General features: G+C 73.7%; 22 protein-coding genes. 7 read left to right on the top strand and 15 right to left on the bottom strand.

What is annotated here, in order from left to right; genetic code table 11:
- Nucleotides 1-44: 44 nt before the first annotated feature.
- Nucleotides 45-530, bottom strand: a complete 486-nt coding sequence (locus OG448_RS26395; RefSeq protein ID WP_376115083.1) for an Lrp/AsnC family transcriptional regulator — start codon at nt 528-530, stop codon at nt 45-47.
- A 59-nt stretch (nt 531-589) separates the two neighbouring features.
- Here OG448_RS26395 and OG448_RS26400 point away from each other — a divergent pair, with 59 nt between their 5' ends.
- On the top strand, nt 590-1780 hold the full coding sequence (locus OG448_RS26400) for a trans-sulfuration enzyme family protein (RefSeq protein ID WP_405557408.1): 1191 nt from the start codon (nt 590-592) through the stop codon (nt 1778-1780).
- 75 nt (nt 1781-1855) lie between these two features.
- Here the strand turns inward: OG448_RS26400 and OG448_RS26405 are convergent, their stop codons facing one another.
- The 3 genes from OG448_RS26405 to OG448_RS26415 all read right to left on the bottom strand — a co-directional run bounded on the left by OG448_RS26405 (nt 1856) and on the right by OG448_RS26415 (nt 5221).
- On the bottom strand, nt 1856-3277 hold the full coding sequence (locus OG448_RS26405; protein WP_405557409.1) for a GNAT family N-acetyltransferase: 1422 nt from the start codon (nt 3275-3277) through the stop codon (nt 1856-1858).
- Between the two features lie 198 nt (nt 3278-3475).
- The gene (locus OG448_RS26410; protein ID WP_405557411.1) at nt 3476-4321 is read right to left on the bottom strand and encodes an alpha/beta fold hydrolase; all 846 of its coding nucleotides are present in this window, start codon (nt 4319-4321) and stop codon (nt 3476-3478) included.
- 132 nt (nt 4322-4453) lie between these two features.
- The gene (locus OG448_RS26415; protein WP_405558971.1) at nt 4454-5221 is read right to left on the bottom strand and encodes an alpha/beta fold hydrolase; all 768 of its coding nucleotides are present in this window, start codon (nt 5219-5221) and stop codon (nt 4454-4456) included.
- A 155-nt stretch (nt 5222-5376) separates the two neighbouring features.
- On the opposite strand from OG448_RS26415, the gene OG448_RS26420 reads away from it, so the two are divergent.
- On the top strand, nt 5377-6291 hold the full coding sequence (locus tag OG448_RS26420; protein ID WP_405557413.1) for an RNA polymerase sigma-70 factor: 915 nt from the start codon (nt 5377-5379) through the stop codon (nt 6289-6291).
- Between the two features lie 155 nt (nt 6292-6446).
- Nucleotides 6447-7205, top strand: a complete 759-nt coding sequence (locus OG448_RS26425) for a GntR family transcriptional regulator (protein ID WP_405557415.1) — start codon at nt 6447-6449, stop codon at nt 7203-7205.
- A gap of 85 nt (nt 7206-7290) precedes the next feature.
- Here OG448_RS26425 and OG448_RS26430 read toward each other — a convergent pair whose 3' ends face one another.
- The 3 genes from OG448_RS26430 to OG448_RS26440 form a co-directional block, all read right to left on the bottom strand.
- The gene (locus OG448_RS26430) at nt 7291-8442 is read right to left on the bottom strand and encodes an ROK family protein (RefSeq protein ID WP_405557417.1); all 1152 of its coding nucleotides are present in this window, start codon (nt 8440-8442) and stop codon (nt 7291-7293) included.
- A gap of 77 nt (nt 8443-8519) precedes the next feature.
- The gene (locus OG448_RS26435; protein WP_405557419.1) at nt 8520-9173 is read right to left on the bottom strand and encodes a response regulator; all 654 of its coding nucleotides are present in this window, start codon (nt 9171-9173) and stop codon (nt 8520-8522) included.
- Between the two features lie 96 nt (nt 9174-9269).
- On the bottom strand, nt 9270-10415 hold the full coding sequence (locus tag OG448_RS26440; protein WP_405558973.1) for a sensor histidine kinase: 1146 nt from the start codon (nt 10413-10415) through the stop codon (nt 9270-9272).
- 106 nt (nt 10416-10521) lie between these two features.
- On the opposite strand from OG448_RS26440, the gene OG448_RS26445 reads away from it, so the two are divergent.
- From OG448_RS26445 to OG448_RS26455, 3 genes are read left to right on the top strand one after another with little or no spacing between them, the layout of a single operon-like run.
- The gene (locus tag OG448_RS26445; protein ID WP_405557421.1) at nt 10522-11442 is read left to right on the top strand and encodes an ATP-binding cassette domain-containing protein; all 921 of its coding nucleotides are present in this window, start codon (nt 10522-10524) and stop codon (nt 11440-11442) included.
- Between the two features lie 2 nt (nt 11443-11444).
- Entirely contained in the window at nt 11445-12155 is a 711-nt protein-coding gene (locus tag OG448_RS26450; protein WP_405557422.1) for an ABC transporter permease, read from the top strand.
- A gap of 41 nt (nt 12156-12196) precedes the next feature.
- Nucleotides 12197-12583 carry a hypothetical protein gene (locus OG448_RS26455; protein ID WP_405557424.1) on the top strand — a complete coding sequence of 129 codons (387 nt, stop codon included), beginning with the start codon at nt 12197-12199 and terminating at the stop codon, nt 12581-12583.
- Here OG448_RS26455 and mug read toward each other — a convergent pair.
- Nucleotides 12580-13122, bottom strand: coding sequence for a G/U mismatch-specific DNA glycosylase (mug, locus tag OG448_RS26460; RefSeq protein WP_405558975.1), 543 nt, complete (start codon nt 13120-13122; stop codon nt 12580-12582). The genes OG448_RS26455 and mug overlap by 4 nt on opposite strands.
- The gene (gene purB / locus OG448_RS26465; protein ID WP_030808965.1) at nt 13119-14561 is read right to left on the bottom strand and encodes an adenylosuccinate lyase; all 1443 of its coding nucleotides are present in this window, start codon (nt 14559-14561) and stop codon (nt 13119-13121) included. The genes mug and purB overlap by 4 nt, the downstream gene beginning before the upstream one ends.
- A 110-nt stretch (nt 14562-14671) precedes the next feature.
- Between purB and OG448_RS26470 the strand changes: the two genes are divergently transcribed.
- The gene (locus OG448_RS26470; protein ID WP_405557426.1) at nt 14672-15577 is read left to right on the top strand and encodes an NAD-dependent protein deacetylase; all 906 of its coding nucleotides are present in this window, start codon (nt 14672-14674) and stop codon (nt 15575-15577) included.
- A gap of 19 nt (nt 15578-15596) precedes the next feature.
- On the opposite strand, the gene OG448_RS26475 is transcribed toward OG448_RS26470, so the two are convergent.
- The 6 genes from OG448_RS26475 to OG448_RS26500 form a co-directional block, all read right to left on the bottom strand.
- Nucleotides 15597-16397: an SGNH/GDSL hydrolase family protein gene (locus tag OG448_RS26475; protein WP_405557428.1), complete on the bottom strand. Its 801-nt coding sequence runs from the start codon at nt 16395-16397 to the stop codon at nt 15597-15599.
- Between the two features lie 68 nt (nt 16398-16465).
- On the bottom strand, nt 16466-17479 hold the full coding sequence (locus OG448_RS26480) for a hemolysin family protein (protein ID WP_405557430.1): 1014 nt from the start codon (nt 17477-17479) through the stop codon (nt 16466-16468).
- Nucleotides 17476-18828, bottom strand: coding sequence for a hemolysin family protein (locus tag OG448_RS26485; protein WP_405557432.1), 1353 nt, complete (start codon nt 18826-18828; stop codon nt 17476-17478). Before OG448_RS26485 ends, OG448_RS26480 begins: the two co-directional genes overlap by 4 nt.
- A 160-nt stretch (nt 18829-18988) precedes the next feature.
- Nucleotides 18989-19414 (bottom strand): GNAT family N-acetyltransferase, encoded by a 426-nt coding sequence (locus OG448_RS26490; RefSeq protein ID WP_405557434.1) that lies wholly within the window; start codon nt 19412-19414, stop codon nt 18989-18991.
- Nucleotides 19415-19486: 72 nt separating this feature from the next.
- Nucleotides 19487-21184, bottom strand: coding sequence for a DEAD/DEAH box helicase (locus OG448_RS26495; RefSeq protein WP_405557436.1), 1698 nt, complete (start codon nt 21182-21184; stop codon nt 19487-19489).
- A 182-nt stretch (nt 21185-21366) separates the two neighbouring features.
- The gene (locus tag OG448_RS26500) at nt 21367-23934 is read right to left on the bottom strand and encodes an ABC transporter permease (protein ID WP_405557437.1); all 2568 of its coding nucleotides are present in this window, start codon (nt 23932-23934) and stop codon (nt 21367-21369) included.
- Nucleotides 23935-23938: the final 4 nt, after the last annotated feature.

The raw sequence follows: 23938 nt of genomic DNA on the forward strand, positions 1-23938 counted from the left end.
CCTGATACCGGAGTCGCGTCCGCGTCACCCGTGCACCGGCGTTTTCAGCTCTCGGCATGACCCGGCGGCAGCAGCGGCCCGCACTCCCACTGCTGGAAGATCAACCGGGTCTCCACCCGCGCCACTTCACGCCGGGAGGTGAACTCGTCCAGCACCAGCCGCTGGAGGTCGGCCATGTCGGCGACCGCCACCTGCACCAGGTAGTCGTCCGGGCCGGTCAGATGGAACACCGTCCGCGCCTCCGGCAGCGCCCGCACCCGCTCCACGAACGGCCCGACCAGCTCCCGCCGGTGCGGCCTGACCTGCACCGACAGCAGCGCCTGCAGGCCCCGGCCCAGCTTCGCCGGGTCCAGCCGGAGCTGATGGCCGAGGATCACGCCCGACCGGCGCAGCCGGGCCACCCGGTCCAGACAGGTCGACGGCGCCACCCCCACCCGCGCGGCGAGGTCGCGGTACGTGGTCCGGGCGTCGTTCTGCAGCAGCCGGAGCAGATGCAGATCCACCGGGTCCAGTACGACGGAGGCGTCCATCGGCCGAACGTAACACGGCTTTCAGCCCCCTGAACCCGTCCGGTGTTCACCCTTCGGTCATGGAATCGAGCAGCAACGGCGCCGCCGACACCGTACGCAGGGCACTCGCCACCGAGGCCGTGCACGCCGGCCGGGAGGACCTGACCGCGCAGGGCCTGCACACCCCGCCCATCGACCTGTCCACCACCTACCCCTCCCACGACAGCCGGGACGAGGCCGCCCGCATCGACGCCTTCGCGGCCGAGGGCATCATCCCCGAGGGACCGCCCGTCTACGCCCGCCTGGGCAACCCGACCGTGGCCCGCTTCGAGACCGGCCTGGCCCGTCTCGAAGGCACCGAGTCCGCCGTCGCGTTCGCCAGCGGCATGGCCGCGCTCAGTGCCGTGCTGCTGGCCCGGTCGGCCGCCGGGTTGCGCCATGTGGTCGCCGTCCGGCCGCTGTACGGATGCAGCGACCACCTGCTGACCGCCGGGCTGCTGGGCACCGAGGTCACCTGGACCGACCCGGCCGGGATCGCGGACGCGCTGCGCCCCGACACCGGTCTTGTGCTGGTCGAGTCCCCGGCCAATCCCACCCTCGCCGAGGTCGACATCCGGGCCGTCGCCCACTCCTGCGGGACCGTGCCGCTGCTCGTCGACAACACCTTCGCCACGCCCGTGCTGCAACGCCCCGCCGAGCACGGCGCGCGCCTGGTGCTGCACAGCGCCACCAAGTACCTCGGCGGGCACGGTGACGTGATGGCCGGGGTGGTGGCCTGCGACGAGGAGTTCGCGGGGCAACTGCGGCGGATACGGTTCGCCACCGGCGGGGTGCTGCATCCGCTGGCCGGCTACCTGCTGTTGCGCGGTCTGGCCACGCTGCCGGTCCGGGTGCGCGCGGCCTCCGCGACCGCCGCCGAGCTGGTCCGCAGGCTCGCCGGCGACCCTCGCGTGGCCCGCGTCCACTATCCACGGCTGGGCGGGACCATGGTCGCCTTCGAGGTGCACGGCGACCCGCACGAGGTGATCGCCCGCGTCCGGCTGATCACGCCGGCGGTCAGCCTGGGCAGCGTCGACACCCTCATCCAGCACCCGGCCTCCATCAGCCATCGCATCGTGGACACCGCCGACCGGCACGGCGCCGGGGTGGGCGACCGGCTGCTGCGGCTCTCGGTCGGCCTGGAGGACGCCGACGACCTGTGGGCGGACCTGTCCGGTGCTCTGGGGGAGCAGGTCCGGGTGCCGGTGCCGCTGCACGAGGCCGTCAACTGAGGCACGTGCGTCGGTAGTTCCCATGACGACGGCCCGGCGGCTGGTCACCGCCGGGCCGTCCGCCGTACCGGGAGGTCAGAGCCGGAGCTGCTCGCCGTCGCTCTTCGCCGGGGCGCCGGAGCGGGCCGGGTCCAGGCGGGCGGTGATCACGAGGGTGCCCTCCTCGACCTGGTAGTCCAGGGGCAGCCCGAGTCCGCGCATCGCCGCGACCATGCCGGTGTTGGCGGACCGGGTGACCGCGTACACGCTCGCGCAGCCCGCCTCCACCGCCATCCGCACCAGCCGCTCCAGCAGCTCGGTGCCGACACCGCGCCGCTGCCAGTCGTCCTCGACCAGCAGGGCGACCTCGGTCTCCTCGCCGTCCCACAGCAGATGGCCGAGGCCGACCAGGCGGCCCGAGGCGGTCTGCGCGGCCAGGGTGCGGCCGAAGCGCGGGCTGAGCAGGTGGTTCAGGTACCGGTCGGCGTCGCGCACCGGGCCGTGGTAGCGCAGGTCGAGGGTGCGGTCCGAGCAGCGTTCGTGCATCGCCCTGGCCGCGTCCAGGTCGCCGGTGTCCACCCGGCGCACGGTGATCGCGTTGCCCTCGGGCAGCGTCAGCACGTCGTGCGCGCGCGGGATGCGCGGGCCGAGGCGGCTGTCCAGCTCCACCAGCGCCCGCGCCCGCGCGAACTCGGTCGGGGTGAACGGCAGATACGGCCGCTCCACGCTCAGCACGCCACCGCCCGGTGCCCGCAGCCGCAGGACGGTGTCCTCCAGCACCCCTTCGGCGGGCACCGGCTCGCCGCCCGTGCCGGCGGGCAGCGAGCGGATCGTGCACCGGCCGAGCAACTGGCGCAGCGCCAGCGGGAGTTCCGCCGCGTCCAGCGCGGTGCGGGTGGCGAGGCTCAGGACGCGGGTGGGGGCGTCGACCAGATCATGGGCGTCGGCCCGCTCGATCCAGGTGGAGCTGCCGCCCGACTCCGCGATGACGCGGGTCAGTTCGGCGGCCGCCAGGGAGTCCGGTGCCCGCAGCAGGAACTCGTCCACCGTGCCGTCGGCCAGGGGGTGCGTCTGGAGGCTCAGGATGTCGACCCGGTACGTGGCCAGCGCCGTGCAGAGGGCGGCCAGCGAGCCGGGTTCGTCCCGTACGGTCGTCCGCATCCGCCACAGGGCGCCGGGGCCGGCCTGCGGGGACGGCCCGGCCGGGTGCGCGGACGCGCTCGGCCGGGCGCCGGTATCGCCTGCCTCACCGGTGGGCGGTGCGTGCACATGGCGCCGGGCCCACCAGGTGTGGAACCCGGCCGTCGCGGCCAGGGCGAGCGCCGAGATCAGCAGCAGGGCGGGGCCGTCGGGGCCGTGCCCGATCAGGTTCGCCACCGCGTCGGCCACCGCGACGGCCGTGAACAGCGCCGCGAGTTCGACGAGGTCCCGCCGCCAGTGGTGCACGGGCCGCCCGTGCCGGGTCCGGATCGCGCTCCGCGCCGATTTCCGTGTCGTTCGAGAGATGTCCGCAGTCATGCGGCCACTGTGCAGGAATGGTGTTGCGTGATCACGAACGCTCTGTGACCGATGGGTAAAGCATGGTTGTGCCCGAGTTCGTCGCACTTTCTACCATCAGTGGACGTCCCGTCAAAGTCGCTGCTGGGCAAAGCAGTTGGCGTGCCGCGCTCCGGGGGATGACGCCGGTGCGCGACACGCCTTCGAGGGTACGGGACGTCAGACCCCGGCCGGGCGGCTGCTGCCGTCGAGGATGACGCGGGCGACGAGCGCCGGGTCGTCGTTCATCGGGACGTGCCCGCAGCCGGGCAGCCGGATCAGCCGGGCGTGCGGGATGATCCGCTTGGCCCGCACACCTTGGCGGCGCAGCAGAATCCGGTCGTGCGCGCCCCAGGCCACGGTGACCGGAACACCGGGCAGCGCGTCGGTGAACCGCACGGCGGTGCCGGTGCGCAGCGTCGCCTCGAACGCGGTGGCCCCGGCCAGCGCCAGCGTCTCCGCGACCACCGCCTCCGGAGCCCGGCGCGCGGGGCGCCGGTAGATGGTGCTGGTCAGCGCGGTGCGGCCGACCGCGCTGCGGGACAACCGCTCCACCACCGGCAGCGGCAGCCGCTGGGCCAGCCCGCGCATGGTGAGCAGCACCCCGAAGGCGTACCGCCGCTCGGCCTCGGTCCAGAACCCGGCCGGGGCCAGCGCGGTGACGGACCGGGCGGTCTTCTCCCGGCCCAGCTCGAGCGCCAGCAACCCGCCGAGGGAGTTCCCGGCCACGTGCGGGCGGTCCAGGTCCAGTGCCTCGAACAGCGAGCCCAGCACGGAGTTGATCGTCGGAAGATCGTGGTCAAGGCCGCTCGGCAGGTCCGGCGAGGCGCCGAAACCGGGCAGGTCCACGGCGATCACCTCGCGCTCGGTCGCCAGGATGTCCACCACCGGGTCCCATGCCTGCCGGTGGTGCCCGATGCCGTGCAGCAGCACCAGCGGATCACCCCGCCCCACCCGCTGGTACGAGACGGTCACATCCCTCGTCCCGGCCGGGGCGGGAACCTTGAAGGAGACGGTGGCGGACATACGAAGCTCCTCGATCGCACTGCCGGACTGCCGGCGGACTGCCGACGGACGCCCTAGACAGCTTGTCAGCGATTGCTACCGACGGGTAGCCCCCGGCGTCGTGTCGTGGAAGTCCGGCGCCTTCAGGTGCTTTCACGCCGCGAGCGCCGCCGCGACCAGGCTGGCGAAGGCTTCGGGGGCGTCCAGCATGACGTTGTGCCCGCAGTCCGCGACCGCGACCACGGACACCCCCGCCTCCCGCAGCCCGTCCTCGCCGGGCAGCGGCCCGTCGGCCTCGGGGTAGAGGAAGGCGCGCGGGACGGGCGAGCGCACCAGCAACTCCCGCATGGTCGGGACCGTGCCACGAGCGAGTCCGGTGGCACTGCGGTGCAGGGCCGTACGATCGGTCAGCCGCATGGTGGCCCACCAGAACGCGCCCGCCCGGTCCCGGACCTCCTCCCACCCGCCGTCCATGAACTCCGCCTCGGAGAAGGCCGCGATACCGCCGCTGCCGAGGGCGCCCCTGGCGGGCTCGACCGGGTCGAGGTTGGCGTCGATCAGCACCAGCCGGGACACCAGCTCCGGGTGGCGGTCGGCCAGCACGATCGCGACGGAACCGCCCATGCTGTGCGCGATCACCTCGGCCCCCGTCACCCCGGCCCCGGTCAGCGCGGCGGCCAGCGCCTCGGCATGCGACTCGAGGCTGTAGTCGAAGTCCTGCGGCCGGTCGCTCAGGCCGTGCCCCAGCAGGTCGACCATGAGCGTGCGGTGCCCGGCGACCAGCGGATGGGCGGCCGCCTCGGCGAAGTAGGCGGCCGCCGTGGCGCCCAGACCGTGCAGATAGACCCGCGGCGCGTCGCTCCCCGGCAGCTCCACCCAGCGGATGCGGTCACCCTCGGCGGTGACGACGGCGTCCCGGATGCTCACGGCAATTCCCCCTGATCGACGGCGTACGAGCGGATGATCTCAAACCTTCGCCCGCCCCGCCCCGCGCCGCCCCGCCGGGCTCCACAACGCGCCAGGAACGACCGAATTCGTCTGGACACCGGGGGGTGCGCCGGGATGGGATGGGAACCGTGACGACCGAGACCGCGATCGATGTCTTCGAAGAGAACCGGCCGCTGCTGACCGGCGTCGCCTACCGCATGCTGGGCCGCGTCGCGGACGCCGAGGACGTGGTGCAGGACGCCTGGCTGCGCTGGTCCCGCGCCGATCGCGCCGAGGTCCGCGAACCCCGCGCCTACCTGGTCCGCATCACCACCCGGCTGGCCCTGGACCGGCTCCGCCAGGTCAAGTCGCGCGGCGAGGCGTACGTCGGCCCCTGGCTGCCCGAGCCGTACACCACCGACTTCGGCGACACCGTCCCCGACACCGCCGACCGGGCCCTGCTCGCCGACTCCGTGTCCGTGGCCGTGCTCGTCGTGCTGGAGTCGCTGTCCCCGCTGGAGCGCGCGGTGTTCGTGCTGCGGGAGGCGTTCGGCTATCCGTACGCCGAGATCGCGGAGCTGCTGGACCGGGGCGAGCCCGCGGTACGGCAGTTGGCCGGGCGGGCCCGCAGACATGTCGAGGAACGCCGGCCGCGCTACGACGTGGACCCCGCCCAGCGCCGGAAACTCACCGAGCGGTTCCTCGCGGCGGCCACGGAGGGTGACCTCGACGGGCTGATGTCCCTGCTCGCGCCGGACGCCCGTCTGGTCGGCGACAGCGGCGGCAAGGCCAAGGCTCCGGTGCGGGTGCTGGTCACCGCCGACAAGGTGGGGCGCTTCCTGGCCGGGGTGGCCTCGAAGAACCTGCTGCCCGGCATGACACACCGGTTCATCGAGGTCAACGGCGGTGTCGCGGTGCTCGTGCTGTCCGAGGGCAGGCCGGACACCCTCTTCCAGCTCGGCATCACCGACGGCGCGATCAGCGCCGTCTACATCATCCGCAACCCCGACAAGCTGCGCGGCCTCACCGGGGACCGGCCCCAAGGGAGTGCGAACTCCATGTGAACGCTCGGTCACCCGGGCGCCGGGCGAGTGGGCCGGGATGGGACAATTGGTCTTGACCAAGCATCAGGGCCGCCCTATGGTCGCAAAGAACTGCAACAACCTTTAATAAACAAGGGCGCCAAAATCGCCGGAGCACGGCACTTGCGGAGGACAGGGTGGGGACCACGCAACTGGAAACGGTGCCGGAGCCGAAGTACTTGCACCTCAAGACCGTACTGAGCGAGGCACTGGACTCCGAGTTCTCGGTGGGCGAGATCCTGCCGAACGAGCGCGATCTCGCCGCCCGGTTCGGCGTCGCCCGCGCCACGCTCCGGCAGGCGCTGGAGCAACTCGAGCTGGAGGGACGGCTGCAGCGCCGCCGGGGTGTCGGTACGACCGTCGCGCCACCGCGCGTCGGCGTCGCCCTCGGCACCGGGCGGCAGACGTGGCCCGGCACCGGTGACGACGCCTGGCAGCCGATGGACTGCGAGCGGGCCGTACCGCCCGCCCCGGTCGCGGCCGCCCTGGACACCGGCTCCGCCGAGGTCCACCTCGTACGCCGGTTCCGGCTGTCGCAGGGCCGGCGCGTCGCCACCGAGCTGCTGTACGTCCCGACCGCCTCGGTGCCCGACCTGAGCGCGATCGACGCGCCCTCCGGGCCGGCCCGCGCCCGTGCGGTGCTGCGCGAACTCCAGCGGCTCAAACTCGACGGCCAGGACCGCGCGGTGGAGCTCGGCTCGGCCGGCGCGGAGGACGCGAAGGAACTCGACCGGCTGCCCGGCTCGCCCGTCCTCGTCGTCACCACCCGGTTCACGGCCCAGGGCCGCACCGCCGCGCTCGGCGTGGCCACCTACCGCGCCGACACCTGCCGCCTCACCTTCGGCGACACCCCGGACGTCGAGATACACCACGACCCCGAACGACGCGCCTCCTGAGCGCACCGCACACCCCGCCGCGCCCCGGAATCCCACCGGGGCGCGCGGCATGTGGGCCGCACGCCCCGACGGCGCCCTCGACGCCTCACGCCCCGACGGCGCCCTCGACCGCGAACAACTGCCGCTCCACATGGTCCAGCGCCAGCCGCAGCGCGCCCGTGGCCACCACCGCCTCGCCCAGCAGGGACAGCGCCACCGACGGGGGCCGCAGACAGTAGCGGGCCAGCTCGCGGCGGAGCGGTTCCAGGACCCCGTCCAGACCTGCCGCCCAGCCGCCGACCACCACCAGCTCCGGGTCGAGCGCCAGCACCAGCGCGGCCACGTCGTGCACCAGCCGCTGGATGAACCGTTCCACCGCCGCCAGCGCCGAGCCGTCGCCCTCCCGCGCCAGTGCGAAGACCTGGGTGACCGCCTGCTCGTCCAGCGGCGGCAGCGGCTCGTCCGTGGTGGACAGCAGGGCCTCCGGGGTCGCCTCCCGGCCCAGCAGATGCAGCGCGCCGATCTCCCCGGCCGCCCCGCCGTGCCCCCGGTGCAGCCGGCCGCCGATCAGCGAGCCCGCGCCCGGACTCAGCCCGGCCAGCACGAACACCACGTCGTCGGTGTCCTTCGCGGCGCCCTGCCAGTGCTCGGCCACCGCGGCCGCGTTGGCGTCGTTCTCCACCAGCACCGGGCACCGGAAGGAACGGCTGAGCCGCTCGCCCAGGTGGAGCCCGGTCCACTGGGGCAGCGCGGTGCCCAGGCGAACCGTTCCGTCGGCCTCCACGATGCCCGGAGTGCCGACGCCCACCGCGCGCAGCGAGCCCCGCGGGACGCCGGTGCGGCGCAGCAGCTCGGCGACCGTGCCGCGCAGCTTCTCCAGCCGCTCGTCGGCCGGCGCCTTCTCGTCCACGTCCCGGGTCTGCGTGCCCAGTACCCGCCCGTCCAGGTCGGAGACGACCGCCACCACCCGGTGCGCGCCGATCTCCAGCCCCAGCAGATGCCCCGCCTCGGCCCGGAACCGGAACCGGCGCGCGGGCCGCCCCTGACGGCGCGCGGTGCCCTCCTCGGCCGCCCGCTCCACCACCAGGCCCGCCTCGGCCAGGCCCTCCACGACCCCCTCGACGGTCGGCCGGGACAGCCCCGTGGCCCGGGTGATCTCCGTGAGCGTCGCGCAGTCGCTGTCGCGCAGCGCGCGCAGCACCACCGCGGAATTGATCCTCCGCAGCAGCGAGGGATCACCACCGGTCAACTGCCCCACGGTCCGTCCTCCCAGCTCGCGGGCGTGTGTGGGGCGGATCGTACTCGGCCCGGACCACCCCGGCGAGGGCCGGGCGGTCACCGGGGCGCGACGAACCCCGACTCGTAGGCCGCGATCACCGCCTGGGTACGGTCCCGCGCGCCCAACTTGGCGAGTACGGCGCTCACATGCGACTTCACCGTCTCCGCCCCGACGACCAGCCCGGCGGCGATCTCCGCGTTGGTCAGCCCACGCGCCATCAGCCGCAGCACCTCCGCCTCCCGCTCGGTCAGCCGCGCCCCCGCCAGCGGTTCGGCGGTCGCCCGGCCGGTGCCGTACCGGGCCGCCAACTGCCGTACCGAGGCCGGGAAGAGCAGCGAGTCGCCCGCCGCGACCAGCCGTACCGCGTGCACGATCTCCTCGGGGCGGGACCGCTTCAGCAGGAACCCGTCCGCACCCGCGCGCAGCGCCTCGTAGACGTACTCGTCGTCCTCGAAGGTGGTGACCACCAGGATCTTCGGCGGCTCGGCCACCGTACGCAGCACCGCGCGGGTGGCCTCGATGCCGTCCAGCAGCGGCATCCGGACGTCCATCGCCACCACGTCCGGCCGCAGGCTCCGCACCAGCGGGATGACGGCGGCCCCGTCGGCCGCCTCGCCGACCACCTCGATGTCGGGCTGCGCCGCCAGCACGGCCCGCAGACCGGCACGGACCAGGGGTTCGTCGTCGACGAGGAGTACGGTGACCGGCATCCGGCCAGCGTAGGGCCTGTCTTCCGGTTCTGGCCGGCTCGGGCCGACGGTGCCCCTGCGGCCGACCCCAGCAAGATCCCGAAGACAGGCCCTGAATCAGATCAGCGGCAGCTCGGCCCGCACCAGCCAGTCGCCCGCCTCCGGGCCGGTGCGGGCGCTGCCGCCGAGGAGGGCGGCCCGCTCCCGTATCCCGCGCAGCCCGCTGCCGCCGCTGCTTCCGGGCAGTCCCGGCGGGAGCGGATTGCTTATCTCCAGAGCGAGTTGGCGGCCGCCGGCCGTCACCCGTACCCGTACCGGAACGGCGCCCGCGTGCCGCAGGACGTTCGTCAGGGACTCCTGGAGGATGCGGTAGCCCTCGCGGGACACCGGGCCGGGCAGCGACTCCACCGCGCCGGTCACCGTGAAATCCACCTCCGCGCCGGACGCCCGCGCCGACTCCAGCAGGCGGTCCGCGTCCGCCAGCGTCGGACGGGCGCTCACCGGCCGCTCCGCCTCGCGCAGCACCCCGAGCACCCGCTCCAGATCCTCCAGCGCGGCCCGGCCCGTCTCCTCGATGGCCGTCAGCGCCCGCCCGGTGAACTCCGGGTCCCCGGCCGCCCGCGCGGCCCCCGCCTGGACCACGGCCACGGTCAGCGCATGACCGATCGAGTCGTGCAACTCCCGCGCGATCCGGGTGCGTTCGAGGAGCTGCTCGGTCCGCTCCTCCAGCGCGGCCAGCCGCTCGGCCGCCGACGGCCCCAGCAGCCATCGCGCACACCGGGTGATCAGCGCACCGAGCCCGAGCGCCACGCCGTACAGCGCGAGCAGGGGGAGCGGGGCCAGCAGGGCGTACGCCCGGTGCGGCGCCACACCGTCCAGGAAGGAGGGCGGCAGCCCCCAGGCGCACTTCGCCAAGTCGAGGGTGAGGACCGGCAGTCGCACGCAGGCGAACACGGCGACCGCGCCGAGCAGCATCCGCAACTCCAGCCAGAGCAGCGTGCGTCCCCGGTCCCGCCAACTCCGCGCGGGTGCCTCGGAGATGCCGGGCTCCGCCTCGCCGGGCGTCAGCAGCAGCCGCGCCTGCACACCCTCGCCCCGCCGCACGGCCGGAATCAGTCCGAGGGGAACGAGGATCAGCGCGGGCGCCCACGGTGTGCGCGGGTCGATGAACATCCAGAACGCCACGCTCAGCATGGGCACCCACAGGTGCAGCAGGCGCGTGTACGTCGTCCCGCGCAGCAGCGGGCGCAGGAAGCGGACCATGCCGTCATCGTCGCAGCCGGCGCCCGCCCCGGCCTCCCCCGCACGGGGGAGCGGGTCCCCGCTCGCGGGGGAGGCGCACGGCCGCCCGCCCGGCGAGGCTCGTGCCATGACCAGTATCGAACTCCGCGACGTCACCAAGGAGTACGGCGGCAGACGCGCCGTCGACCGCCTGACCCTCACCGTCCGCCCCGGCCGGGTGACCGGCTTCCTCGGCCCCAACGGCGCGGGCAAGTCCACCACCATGCGCCTCGTCCTCGGCCTCGACCGCCCCACCTCCGGCACCGCCACCCTCGACGGACGACCTTACGCCGAACTCCGCGACCCGCTGCGCCGGGTGGGTGCCCTGCTGGACGCCCGCGCCGCCCACGGCTCCCGCACCGCCCACGACCATCTGCTGGCCCTCGCCGTGAGCAACCGCCTCCCCGCCGCCCGCGTCGGCGAGGTCCTGGAGCGGACCGGCCTCGCCTCCGTGGCCCGGCGCCGGGTGCGCACCTTCTCCCTCGGCATGCGCCAGCGGCTCGGCATCGCCGCCGCGCTGCTCGGCGACCCCGAGGTGATCCTGCTCGACGAACCCGCCAACGGCCTCGACCCCGAGGGCATCGTCTGGGTCCGCACACTGCTGCGCGGGCTCGCGGCCGAGGGCCGTACGGTCCTGGTGTCCAGCCATCTGATGGGGGAGACGGCCGCCTTCGCGGACCACCTCGTCGTCCTCGGCCGGGGCCGCCTGCTCGCCGACACCCCGGTGCGGGACTTCATCGACGCCCGCGTGCGCCCCCGGGTCCGGGTCCGCAGCACCGACGCCGACGCGCTCGGGGCGCTCCTCGCCCGGCACGGGCACGAGGGGGAGCGGGCGGCCGACGGCACGTGGACCGTGCGGCACGCGCGCGTGGAGGAACTCGGGCGGCTGTTGTCCGAGGAGGGGCTGCCCGTACTCGAACTCGCCGTTCAGGAGGCGAGCCTGGAGGAGGCGTACCTCGATCTGACGTCCGGCGAGGCCGAGTTCACCGCACAGCCGCAGGAGGTCTGACCATGCCGTTCGTTCCCGTACTGCACGCCGAGTGGATCAAGATCCGGACGCTGCGGTCGCTGCTCGGCGCGCTGGCGGCGGTGCTCGTCGTCACCGTGGCCTTCTCGGCGGTCACCGCCGCCCAGGCGGACCGTTCCGACCCGCTGTACGCGGTGTTCTTCGGCGTCAGTCTCGGCCAGGTCGCGGCCGTGGTGTTCGGCGCGCTGGCGGTGTCCGGCGAGTACCGGGGCGGTGCGCTGCGGCTGACGCTGGCCGCGGTGCCGGACCGGGCGCGGTGGTTCGCCGCGAAGGCCGTCGCCGTCGCGCTGCCGGTGCTCGCGGTGGGGCTGCTAACCGGTCTGGCGACACTCGCGGTGGGCAGGGCGACGGCGGGGGAGCCGGGACCCACCTGGGCCGAGGGGCTGCGCGGGGTGGTCGGCTGCGCGCTGTACCTGACGCTGATGGCGCTGTTCGCCGCCGGACTCGCGGCCGTGCTGCGCAGCGGGGTCGGCACGCTCGGGCTGCTGATCCCGTTCCTGCTGACCGTGTCCTTCGTCGTCGGGGACCTCGCCTCCGGCGCCGCCGGCTACCTGCCCGACCGGGCGGGCCAACTCGCCCTGCACAGCGCCCCCGAGGGCCCGCTCGGTCCCTGGACCGGGCTCGCGGTGACCGCGCTGTGGGCGGGAGCGGCGCTGGGCGCGGGCGCCTGGTGCGTGCGGCGGCGGGACGCCTGACGCGCCGCCAATTGTCAGTGGCGGCGGCTTTACTGGAACACATGGACGTCGTCGCTCGGCATCTCGCCGCCATCGACCGGCTCCGCACGCGGGACCTCCCGGCGGGCGTGGCCGGGCACCACACCGTGGAACTGGAGACGGGCCGGCCGGGAACGGCTTCGGACGACTTCCACGCCCTGCGCGAAGCGATGGCCCGGCGCCTCGGCGCCCGCTGGGGCGAAGCACCTCCCTGGGGCCAGCTCACCCTCCGCCTCCGGCTCGCCCGCGGCGAAGAGATACCCGAGCCCTGGGCCACCCTCTGCCTGCGCACCGACGAACTCGACGTATGGCAGGCGGGAGAGGTGTGGCTGGCGGTCGGCGTGGCCGACCGGGACGAGGCGGACGAGATACGCCTTCTCGCCACGGTCACCCGTACGGCCCCGCCCTAGTCCGCCGCCTCGCGCAGCCGGCCGAACTCCTCCGCCATGCCCGCCACCGTCCAGTGGGCGTTCAGGCCGCTCGGGTTGGGCAGCACCCAGACGCGGGTGTTGCCGAACGTGCGCTCCTGCGGGCCCACTTGGGCCTTGCGGTCACCGAAGGCCGCCCGGTAGGCGGTCACGCCCACCACGGCCAGCCAGCGGGGCGCGTAACGCTCCACCTTGGCGGCCAGCACCCGGCCGCCCTCGACGTACTCCTCGGGCGAGAGTTCGTCCGCGCGGGCCGACGCCCGGGCCACCACGTTGGTGATGCCGAGGCCGTAGGAGAGCAGTTCGCGCTCCTCGGCGGGCTTCAGTTGGCGTGGGGTGAAGCCCGAGCGGTGCAACACCGGCCAGAAGCGGTTGCCGGGGCGGGCGAAGTGGTGGCCGGTGGCCGCCGACATCAGGCCCGGATTGATGCCGCAGAACAGGACATGGAGGCCCTCCGCGAGCACGTCGGGGACGAGACGGTCGCGGGCGGCCTCCAGTTCCGCCTGGGTGAAGGAGGTCAGAGGATCGCTCCGGGGGTGTAACCGGCCGCCTCCGGGCGCTGCTTGGCGATCTCCTCGATCCGGCCCACGACCACGCCGACCTGGTCGGCGGCCGCACCGGTGAAGGACAGCTTGTCGGCCATCAGCGCGGCCAACTGCTCACGGTCGAGCGGAAGCCGGTCGTCGGCGGCGAGCTTGTCCAGCAGGTCGTTGCGCTCGGCGCCCTGCTCCCGCATGGCGAGCGCGGTGGCCACCGCGTTCTCCTTGATCGCCTCGTGCGCGACCTCGCGGCCCACGCCCGCGCGCACCGCGCCCATCAGCACCTTGGTGGTGGCGAGGAACGGCAGGTAGCGGTCCAGCTCGCGGGCGACGACGGCCGGGAAGGCGCCGAACTCGTCCAGCACGGTCAGGAACGTCTCCAGCAGGCCGTCCAGCGCGAAGAACGCGTCGGGCAGCGCGACCCGGCGCACCACCGAGCAGGACACGTCGCCCTCGTTCCACTGGTCGCCCGCCAGCTCGCCGGTCATCGAGGCGTAGCCGCGCAGGATCACCATCAGGCCGTTGACGCGCTCGCAGGAGCGGGTGTTCATCTTGTGCGGCATCGCGGACGAGCCGACCTGGCCGGGCTTGAAGCCCTCGGTGACCAGCTCGTGCCCCGCCATCAGCCGGATGGTCTTGGCCAGCGAGGAGGGCGCCGCCGCCAACTGCACCAGCGCGGTGACGACCTCGTAGTCCAGCGAGCGCGGGTAGACCTGGCCGACCGAGGTGAACGCCTGGCCGAAGCCCAGGTGGTGGGCGATGCGCTGCTCCAGCTCGGCCAGCTTGGCCGCGTCCCCGCCCAGCAGGTCCAGCATGTCCTGCGCGGTGCCGACCGGACCCTTGATGCCGCGCAGCGGGTAGCGGCCCAGCAACTCGTCCACCCGGCCGTAGGCCACCAGCAGCTCGTCGGCGGCGGTGGCGAAGCGCTTGCCCAGGGTGGTGGCCTGCGCGGCCACGTTGTGCGAGCGCCCGGCCATGACCAGCTCCGCGTACTCGCCCGACAGCCTGCCGAGGCGGGCCAGCACGGCCACCGTGCGGTCGCGGACCAGCTCCAGGGAGAGCCGGATCTGGAGCTGCTCGACGTTCTCGGTGAGGTCGCGCGAGGTCATGCCCTTGTGGACGTGCTCGTGTCCGGCGAGGTCGTTGAACTCCTCGATCCGCGCCTTCACGTCGTGCCGGGTGACCTTCTCGCGCTCGGCGATGGAGGCCAGGTCCACGGTGTCGAGGACGCGCTCGTAGTCGGCGATGGCCTCGTCCGGCACCTCGATGCCCAGGTCCTTCTGGGCGCGCAGCACGGCGAGCCAGAGCTGCCGCTCCAGCCTCACCTTCTGCTCGGGCGACCAGAGCGTGGCGAGCTCGGCGGAGGCGTAGCGTCCGGCGAGGACGTTGGGGATGCGGGGCTTGGCGGGCGCTGAAGTCACGTGTACGGATTGTACTGGCGATTCGTGCAGGCCAGCGCCGTGGGGTGGCTCGGAGGAAGCTACAAGGTGTGCGCGGCGGCCGCCGAAGACGGGTTCCCTACTCTTGCAGTATGCGCATGCGTCCTACGTTGAGCTGGACCCCGAGCGGGGAACTCCCGCCGGGCATCACCGATCCGGAGCCGGTCGCCGAGGCACTGAGCGCGGGCGGAGTGCTCGTGCTCAGCGGGGCGGGCATCTCCACGGAGTCCGGTATCCCCGACTACCGGGGCGAGGGCGGCAGCCTGAGCCGGCACACCCCGATGACCTACCAGGACTTCACCGCCGGAGCCCAGGCCCGGCGCCGGTACTGGGCCCGCAGCCACCTCGGCTGGCGCACCTTCGGCCGCGCCCGCCCCAACGCCGGGCACCGGGCGGTGGCCGCGTTCGGCCGGCACGGCCTGCTCTCCGGCGTGATCACCCAGAACGTCGACGGCCTGCACCAGGCGGCCGGGAGCGAGGACGTCGTGGAACTCCACGGCAGCCTCGACCGTGTCGTCTGCCTCTCCTGCGGCGACCTCAGCGCCCGCCGCGTCCTCGCCGCACGCCTGGAGGAGGCGAATCCGGGGTTCGACCCGGTGGCCGTCGGCATCAACCCGGACGGTGACGCCGACCTCACCGACGACCAGGTCGGCGACTTCCGCGTGGTGCCCTGCACGGTCTGCGGCGGCATCCTCAAGCCGGACGTGGTCTTCTTCGGCGAGGCGGTCCCGCCCGCCCGGGTCGAGCACTGCCGCGCCCTGGTCCGCGGGGCGACCACGGTGCTGGTCCTGGGCTCCTCGCTGACGGTGATGTCCGGTCTCCGCTTCGTCCGCCAGGCGGCCGAGGCCGGTAAGCCGGTGCTCGTCGTCAACCTGGCCCCCACGCGAGGCGACGTCCACGCCCGCGCGCGCGTCGCCCTCCCGTTGGGCCCGGCCCTGACGACGGTCGCCGGCCGACTCGGCGTTCCCCTGGACGGTGCCGACGCTCCGGTCGGGTGACCGGCGCACCGGCCAGGTGCTACGCCCGGTCCTGGTGCGTCAGCTCGTACGGCAGCAGGTCCGGGCGCTTGGCCGGGAGGCCGTCGCCGGAGGAGCGGCCGGTGAGGCGGCGGGCTATCCAGGGCAGCAGGTACTGCCGGGTGAAGCGGACGTCGGCGACCCGGCGGGCCCGCCAGCCGGGCGGCGGGGTGGCTGCCAGCGGGGTGCGCCACTCGGCGTCCTCCGCGTCGTGGCCGAGCGCCTGCCAGACCGCCTCCGCCACCCTGCGGTGCCCCTCGTGGGTCAGGTGCAGCCGGTCTACGTCCCACAGGCGCGGGTCGCCCAGCGAGGGCGCCCCGTACAGGTCGACCACGACCGCGTCGTGCTTGGCGGCCAGCTCGTCCACGCAGGCGAACAGCTCCTCCATGCGCGGCCGGAACCGGTCCAGCACCGGGCCCTGGCGGCCGGGGCTGTGCATCAGCACCAGCCGCTCGCAGTTGGGCGCCAGCCGTTCCACGGCCTCGGTGAGCAGGTCCCGCACCCGCACCATGTCGCACTTGGGGCGCAGGGTGTCGTTGAGCCCGCCGACCAGCGTGATCACGTCGGGGCGCATCGCGGCCGCCAGGCCGACCTGCTCGTCCACGATCTGCTGGATCAGCTTCCCGCGCACCGCCAGGTTGGCGTACCGGAAGCCGGGCGTGCGGGCGGCCATCCGGGCCGCGAGGAGATCCGCCCAGCCCCGGTAGGAGCCGTCGGGCAGTAGGTCCGACATGCCCTCGGTGAAGGAGTCGCCGACGGCGACGAGGCTGGTGTACGCGGGAGGTGTGGGATTCGTCTGCATGGCGACAGAGATGGTATCCCGGCGCCATACCCACCGGTCGGTGCCCCCGTGCGCAGCCCCGGCACGGCTCAGGCGGGCTGCCCGAACAGCTCCCGCAGCACGTCCTCCATGGTCACCAGCCCGGCCAGCTTCCCGTCCGCGCCGGTCACCGCCGCCACATGCGTACGGCTGCCGCGCATCGCGGTGAGCACGTCGTCCAGCGGGGAGGTCTCCCGCACCCGCGCGATCGGCCGCATGTCGCGCAGCCGGAACGGCACATCGCGCGGAGAGGCGTCCAGCGCGTCCTTCACATGCAGGTAGCCCACGATCCGGCGCCCCACGTCGACCACCGGGAACCGGGAGAACCCCGACTCGGCCGACAGCCGCTCCAACTCCTCCGGGGTGACACCGACGCTCGTGTAGACCACCCGCTCCAGCGGCACGATCACGTCCCGGACCGGGCGGCTGCCCAGCTCCAGCGCGTCGTGTAGGCGCTCCTGCGCCCGGTCGTCGATCAGGCCCGCCTCGGTGGCGTCCTTGACGATCTCGGCCAGCTGGGTGTCGGTGAACGTCGCGGACACCTCGCTCTTCGCCTCCACCCGCAGCAGCTTCAGCAGGCCGTTGGCGAAGGCGTTGATGGTGAAGATCACCGGGCGCAGCGCGCGGGCCAGCGCCACCAGCGGCGGGCCGAGCAGCAGCGCGGTGCGCACCGGCTCGGCCAGCGCGATGTTCTTCGGCACCATCTCGCCCAGCAGCATGTGCAGATAGGTGGCCAGGGTCAGCGCGATCACGAACGACACCGCGTGCCCGGCGCCCGAGGGCACCCCGGCCGCATGGAACACCGGCTCCAGCAGATGCGCGATGGCCGGCTCCGCGACCACACCGAGCACCAGCGTGCACAGGGTGATACCGAGCTGCGCGGCCGCCATCAGCGCCGACACGTGCTCCAGCCCCCACACCACCCGCCGGGCCCGCCTGTCGCCCTCCTGGGCCAGCGGCTCCACCTGCGAGCGGCGGACCGAGATCAGCGCGAACTCGGCGCCCACGAAGAAGGCGTTGACGACCAGGGTCGCCAGACCGATCAGGATCTGTACGGCGGTCATCGCGCCCTCCCCGCCGACTCGTCGGCGTGTCCGCCGTGCGACCCGTTGGCCGGCGCGTGCAGCAGCACCCGCGCGGCCCGGTGCCCGGAGGCGTCCACCACGTCCAGCCGCCAGCCGCCGGCGTCCACGCGGTCCCCGACCTCCGGGATACGGCCCAGCTCGGTGGCGACCAGCCCGGCCAGCGTCTCGTACGGGCCGTCGGGCACCCTCAGCCCCACCCGCGCCAGTTGGTCGGTGCGGGCCGCGCCGTCCGCCGAGTACAGGGCGCGGCCCTGGTCGTCGGTGCCGGCCGGGGCCAGGTCGGGGGTCTCGTGCGGGTCGTGCTCGTCGCGGACCTCGCCGACGACCTCCTCGACGATGTCCTCCAGCGTCGCCACGCCCGCCGTGCCGCCGTACTCGTCTATGACGACGGCCATGGTGCGCCTGCCCGACAACCGGTCCAGCAGCCGGTCCACGGTCAGGGACTCCGGGACCAGCAGGGGCTCGCGCATGATCTGGGTGACCGAGCGGACCGGACGGTCCTCGGCGGGCAGCGCCAGCACGTCCTTGATGTGGGCGACGCCGACGACCGAGTCCAGGTTGCCCCGGTAGACCGGGAAGCGGGAGAGGCCGGTGGCCCGGGTCGCGTTCGCCACGTCCTCGCAGGTGGCGAGGGTGTCGAGGGCGACGACCTGGACGCGCGGGGTCATCACGTTCTCCGCCGACAGGTCCGCCAGGTTCAGCGTGCGCACGAACAGTTCGGCGGTGTCCGGCTCCAGCGCGCCCGCCTTGGCGGAGTGCCGGGCGAGCGCCACCAGTTCCTGGGGGCCGCGTGCGGAGGCCAGTTCCTCGGCGGGCTCCAGGCCCAAGCGGCGTACGACCCGGTTGGCCGTGTTGTTGAGGTGGGTGATGAAGGGGCGGAAGGCCAGGCTGAACCAGCGCTGCGGGGTGCCCACCCGCTTGGCCACGGCCAGCGGGGAGGAGATCGCCCAGTTCTTCGGCACCAGTTCGCCGACGACCATCAGGAACACCGTCGACAGGGCGGTGCCCAGCACCAGCGCGGCCGAGCGGGCCGTGGTGTCGGACAGGCCCATCGCCCGGAACGGCCCGGAGAGCAGCGCCGCGATGGACGGCTCGGCCAGCATGCCGACGACCAGGTTGGTGACGGTGATGCCGAGCTGCGCGCCGGAGAGCTGGAAGGTGAGGTTGCGTACGGCCTTCAGCGCGCCGGATGCGCCGGTCTCGCCGCGCGCCGCGGCCCGCTCCAGTTCGCCGCGCTCGACCGTGGTCAGTGAGAACTCGGCCGCCACGAAGGCGCCACAGGCGAGTGACAGCAGGATCGCCACCAGCAGGAGGAGCACTTCGGTCATCGGGTCACCTCCGTCCCAGGATCGGTCAGGACGGGGAGGACCGCGCGATGTCGGTGACGCGGACCGGCAGGGTCGCCCATGGGTGGACGCTCACAACCTTTCATCGAGTGCCGAGGTGCTGCCTCAATGGTAAAGGATCAGCAAAGCGGCCCCCGTGGGTTCAGCCGTTCAGCGGCTTGACCCAGCGACGCCACCTCTCCTCCGGCCCGTACCCCGCCGCGCTCCAGGCATGATGAGCCATCTCGTTGCGCACCAGCACCATCGCGTCCACCCGGCGCCCGCCCAGTGCCGCGAACCGGTCCTCGGCCGCCGCCAGCAGCACCCGCGAGATGCCCCGGCGCCGGTGCCCGGGGTGCACCGCGAGCCGGTAGGCCGAGCACCGCCAGCCGTCGAAGCCCGCGATGACCGTGCCGACCAGCACCCCGTCCAACTCCGCCAGGAGCAGGGCCTCCGGGTCCCGTTCGATGAGCCGGGCCACACCGGCGTGGTCGTCGCTGATGCTCGTGCCCTCGGCGGCCTCACCCCAGAACGCCAGCACGGCGTCGATGTCCGCAGGGGTGGCGTGGCGGATGCGCGGATCGCTCATGATCCGAGCCAAGCAGAGCGCCCGGCCGCCGGGCCAGGGAGTTTCCGGCATGCGAGACCGGCGGCCGGAGCGTCAGCGGGACTGGTCCCGCTCCCGGCGCACCTGGGCGCGGCGCCCCTTGACGTTGGCGCCGCGCATCGCCCGTACCACGTCGTCCGCGGACTCTTCGGGGACCTCCACCAGGGAGAAGCGGTCCGCGATCTCGATCGCCCCGATGTCCCGCCCGCTCAGCCGGGTCTCCCCGGCGATGGCGCCGACGAGGTCCTGCGGCCGTACGCCCGAACTGCGGCCGGCGCCGATGAACAGCCGTGTCATCCCCGGCGAGGTCCGCTGGGGCCGCCGCCCGCGCGGACCCCTGTCCCGGTCCCGGCCCCGGTCGCCGCGGTCCCGGTCACGGTCCCGGGGCGCCAGTTCCGGGATCTCCTCCTCGTCGAACGCCGCGCCGCCCGACTCGTGGGCCAGCTTCACCGCCGCCAGCGCCACGTCCATCACGTCGAACTCGTCCCCGAGGGTCTCCACCACCACCCGGAACCGCTCCAGGTCCTCGTCCTCCAGCAGGCTCTCGTACAGCGCCGCCCGCGTCAGCTCCAGCCGCCTGGCCCGCAGATCCGCGACCGAGGGCACCTTCTCCAGCGGCACCTTGCGGCCGGTCGCCCGCTCGATCGCCTTGAGCATCCGCGACTCACGGGGCTCCGCGAGCGTGATCGCCACACCCTCGCGGCCCGCGCGCCCCACCCGGCCGATGCGGTGCACGTACGACTCCGGCGCCGAGGGCACGTCGTAATTGATCACATGCGTGAGGTGCTCGACGTCGATACCGCGCGCCGCGACATCGGTGGCGACCAGCAGATCCGCCGTGCCGCCGCGCAGCCTGCCCATCACCCGGTCCCGCTGCTCCTGGCTCAGCCCGCCGTGCAGCGCCTCGGCGCGGTAGCCGCGGCCGTTCAGGGTCTCGGAGAGCTGGTCGACCTGGTCACGGGTGCGGCAGAACACGATCGCCGCGTCCGGGGATTCCACGTCCAGCAGCCGCCCCAGCGCGGCCGCCTTCTGCGAGCGCCCCACGATGTACGCCGACTCCCGGATGCGCGGTGCCTCGCCGGGCGCCGGAGCCTCCCGCTCGATCCGCACCCGCACCGGGTCGCTCAGGTGCTTGCGCGCCATGGAGTCGATCCGCGAGGGCATCGTCGCCGAGAACAGCACCGTCTGCCGCTCCTCCGGCATGTTCTCCAGGATCGAGTCGATGTCCTCCGCGAAGCCCATGTCCAGCATCTCGTCGGCCTCGTCCAGCACGACCGTGCGCAGGCCGCCCAGGGGGAGCGTGCCGCGCGCGATGTGATCCAGGGCCCGGCCCGGCGTCGCCACCACCACGTCCACCCCGCGCTGGAGTTCGCGGAGCTGCCGGCCGATGGGCTGCCCGCCGTAGACCGGCAGTACGCGGACGCCGAGGTCGGTGCCATAGCGGTGCACGGCCTCCGAGACCTGGATGGCCAGCTCGCGGGTCGGCACCAGCACCAGCGCGCTGGGCCCCTTGCCCTTGCCCTTGCCCTCGCGGGCGATGCGCTGGATCACCGGCAGTGCGAAGGCGGCGGTCTTGCCGGTGCCCGTGGCCGCCTGCCCCAGCAGGTCGTTGCCCTCCAGCAGGGGCGGGATGGCCTCCTGCTGGATGGGGGTGGGCTCCTCGTAGCCGAGCGCGGTCAGCGCCCGCTGGATCTCGGGGGCCAGGTCGAGATCGGCGAAGCCGACCTGCCCGTCGCTGGAGGTGGTCGTCATGGCGCATCCCTTTTCCGGCTGGGGGACGCGGTACCTGGGTGGCCGGCCGGGCCCGGCCCTGAAGACGCGGACCCGCGAGCGAGCCCGAAGTCCGCGCCGGGACGCGCCCCCTTGCAGATCACGCGGTACGGACCATCTATACCGTGCCGTGCCGGGGAGAAACCCGCCACCCGACCGGGCCCTCACTCGTGGGCGATCGCGGCCAGCACGTTCATCCGTGAGGCCCGCAGCGCGGGGAGGAGGGCCGCGACCACGCCCACCACCGCCGAGCCGATCATCACGGCGACGATGGTGCCCCAGGGCACCTGCAGCTCCTTCATCCCGCGCAGCGCCAGCACCTGCTGACCGCACACTCCCCACACCAGCCCCAGCGCCAGCCCGAGGACCGCGCCGAACACCGCGATCACCACCGACTCCAGCCGGATCATCCGGCGCAGTTGCCGCCGGCTCAGCCCGATCGCCCGCAGCAGTCCGATCTCCCGGGTACGCTCCACCACCGACAGCGCCAGGGTGTTGACCACCCCGAGCACGGCGATGACGATCGCCAGCCCGAGCAGCGCGTACACCAGGTACAACAGCACCGAGATCTGGTCGTGCACCAGCTTCTTGTAGTCGGCCTGGTCGCGGACCTGGAGCTGCGGGTACGGCTTGAGCGCCGACGTCAGGCCGGACCGCAGCCCGGCCGCGTCGGTGCCGGGCGCGGCGTTGACGTAGAGCACCGAATCCTGGCCGCCCGGGACGTACTTGTCCGCCGTGCCGAGGCCCAGGAAGATGCCGCCCTGGGTGCCGAAGCCCTCCGGCGACTCCAGGTTGGTGAGCGCGCCGACCGTCAGCCGGGCCACCTTGCCACCGGGGAACTCGACCGGCAGCACGCTGCCCCGCCGCGCCCCGTGGTCCCGCGCGAACTTGGCGTCCATCGCCAGCCGGCCGTCCGCCAGCGCGGCCCCGGTGCCGCCGCTCGCGTAGGTGAGGTGCACGACGTCGTCCAGACGCGGGCCGTAGGCGGAGGCGGCCGTCTGCACCCGCCTGCCGTCCGGCATCCGCACCGCGAGCGGCGTGATCCGCTGCGGTACGACCAGCCCGACGCCCTGCGTGCCCCGCACCGTGCGCCGCACGTCGGCGCTGAACGGGGTGAAGTTGGCGCTCTGCACGATGAAGTCCGCGCCCAGGGTGCGGTCGATCTGCCGGTCGAACGAGGCCGACATCGAGGCGCTCGCCACCGACATCCCGCCGACCAGCGCGAGGCCCACCATCAGCGCCGCCGCCGTGGCACCCGTACGGCGCGGGTTGCGCAGCGCGTTGCGCTGGCTCATCCGGCCCACCGAACCGAACAGCGCGGGGAACGCGCCGCCCAGCACCCGGATCACCGGCCGCACCAGCAGCGGCCCGGCGATCACCATGGCGATCAGCGTGAGCACCACGCCCAGCCCCAGCAGCGCGGCCGCCGGCGCCGCCTTCGTCGCCGCCACGCACCCGGCCAGCGCCGCCGCCCCGGCCACGCCCATGACCGCGCCGGCGATCGCCCGGCCGGTCAGCGGCTTGTCCACCCCGGCGATCTCCGCGTCCGACAGCGCGGCCATCGGCGACACCGTCGCCGCCCGCCGCGCGGGGAGGTACGCGGCGACGAAGGTGACGCCCACGCCGACCACGTACGCCGCGACCGGCGTGCCCCAGCCGATCACCATCTCGGTGGCCTTCAGGTTCATCCCGAACAGGCTCATCAGCCGGATCAGCCCGTACGCCATCCCGATCCCGGCCGCGAGCCCCAGCGTGGAGCCCACCACCCCGAGCAGCAGCGCCTCCAGCAGCACCGAGCGCCGGACCTGACGCCGGTCCGCGCCCAGCGCCCGCAGCAGGCCCAGCTCACGGGTGCGCTGGGCGATCAGCATGGAGAAGGTGTTGACGATCAGGAAGATGCCGACGAGCACCGCGATCCCGGCGAAGCCCAGCATCACGTACTTGATCACGTCGAGGAATCCGCCGAGGTTCGCCGCCGCCGACTTGGCCTGCTCGGCGGCGGTCCTCAGCTCGTAGCCGCCGCTGCCGATCGCGGCGGCGACCCGGTTCTTCAGCTCCGGGTCGGTGACCCCCGGCGCCGCCTCCACCGAGATGGCGGTGGCCTTGTTCGCCGAGCCCAGCAACTGCTTCCCTGCCGTGGCCTGGTCCATGAAGACCAGGGCCGCGCCGGGGTTGGTGGTGCGGAAGGTGGCGATGCCCACGACCCGCACCCGGAACGTCCCTGGCTGGGCCTGGACGGTCAGCGTGTCGCCGATGCCCACGTGCTTCTTGCTCGCGGTGTCGGCGTCCAGCAGCGCCTGGTCCGCGCCGCGCGGGGCGTGACCGGAGGTCAGCTCCACCGGGCTGCGGTCGGTCAGGTGCCAGGAGGTGGCGATGGTCGGGGCGCCGGTGGTCGGGCCGACGGACCGGTTCCGGTCGTCGATCACCGTGACGTTCTGCACCGACACGTCCGCGTGCGCCGACGCGACCCCGGGAACCTTCGCCACCCGGCGCGCGAGGTCGGCGGGCACCGTCTGCGTCGCGCCGCCCGGTACCGGGGAGCGGAGGTCCTGCTTCGGGCCGACCGTCACGTCCGCCGCGGTGGAGGCGAACAGCCGGTCGAAGGTACGGGTCACCGTGTCGGAGAAGATCAGGCTCCCCGAGACGAAGGCCACGGACAGCACGACGGCCAGCGCGGAGAGCGCCAGCCGCCCCTTGTGCGCGAGAAAACTTCTCAGGGTCGCCTTGAGCACGGGG

The organism is Streptomyces sp. NBC_01171, assembly GCF_045039805.1.
Taxonomy (GTDB): domain Bacteria; phylum Actinomycetota; class Actinomycetes; order Streptomycetales; family Streptomycetaceae; genus Streptomyces.

Bases quoted from the DNA above. Each gene is read 5' to 3' on its own strand.
- OG448_RS26395 (WP_376115083.1), bottom strand. From the start codon at position 530: ATGGACGCCTCCGTCGTACTGGACCCGGTGGATCTGCATCTGCTCCGG.
- OG448_RS26400 (WP_405557408.1), top strand. From the start codon at position 590: ATGGAATCGAGCAGCAACGGCGCCGCCGACACCGTACGCAGGGCACTC.
- OG448_RS26405 (WP_405557409.1), bottom strand. From the start codon at position 3,277: ATGACTGCGGACATCTCTCGAACGACACGGAAATCGGCGCGGAGCGCG.
- OG448_RS26410 (WP_405557411.1), bottom strand. From the start codon at position 4,321: ATGTCCGCCACCGTCTCCTTCAAGGTTCCCGCCCCGGCCGGGACGAGG.
- OG448_RS26435 (WP_405557419.1), bottom strand. From the start codon at position 9,173: ATGCCGGTCACCGTACTCCTCGTCGACGACGAACCCCTGGTCCGTGCC.
- OG448_RS26440 (WP_405558973.1), bottom strand. From the start codon at position 10,415: ATGGTCCGCTTCCTGCGCCCGCTGCTGCGCGGGACGACGTACACGCGC.
- OG448_RS26445 (WP_405557421.1), top strand. From the start codon at position 10,522: ATGACCAGTATCGAACTCCGCGACGTCACCAAGGAGTACGGCGGCAGA.
- OG448_RS26450 (WP_405557422.1), top strand. From the start codon at position 11,445: ATGCCGTTCGTTCCCGTACTGCACGCCGAGTGGATCAAGATCCGGACG.
- OG448_RS26455 (WP_405557424.1), top strand. From the start codon at position 12,197: ATGGACGTCGTCGCTCGGCATCTCGCCGCCATCGACCGGCTCCGCACG.
- OG448_RS26470 (WP_405557426.1), top strand. From the start codon at position 14,672: ATGCGCATGCGTCCTACGTTGAGCTGGACCCCGAGCGGGGAACTCCCG.
- OG448_RS26475 (WP_405557428.1), bottom strand. From the start codon at position 16,397: ATGCAGACGAATCCCACACCTCCCGCGTACACCAGCCTCGTCGCCGTC.
- OG448_RS26480 (WP_405557430.1), bottom strand. From the start codon at position 17,479: ATGACCGCCGTACAGATCCTGATCGGTCTGGCGACCCTGGTCGTCAAC.
- OG448_RS26485 (WP_405557432.1), bottom strand. From the start codon at position 18,828: ATGACCGAAGTGCTCCTCCTGCTGGTGGCGATCCTGCTGTCACTCGCC.
- OG448_RS26490 (WP_405557434.1), bottom strand. From the start codon at position 19,414: ATGAGCGATCCGCGCATCCGCCACGCCACCCCTGCGGACATCGACGCC.
- OG448_RS26495 (WP_405557436.1), bottom strand. From the start codon at position 21,184: ATGACGACCACCTCCAGCGACGGGCAGGTCGGCTTCGCCGATCTCGAC.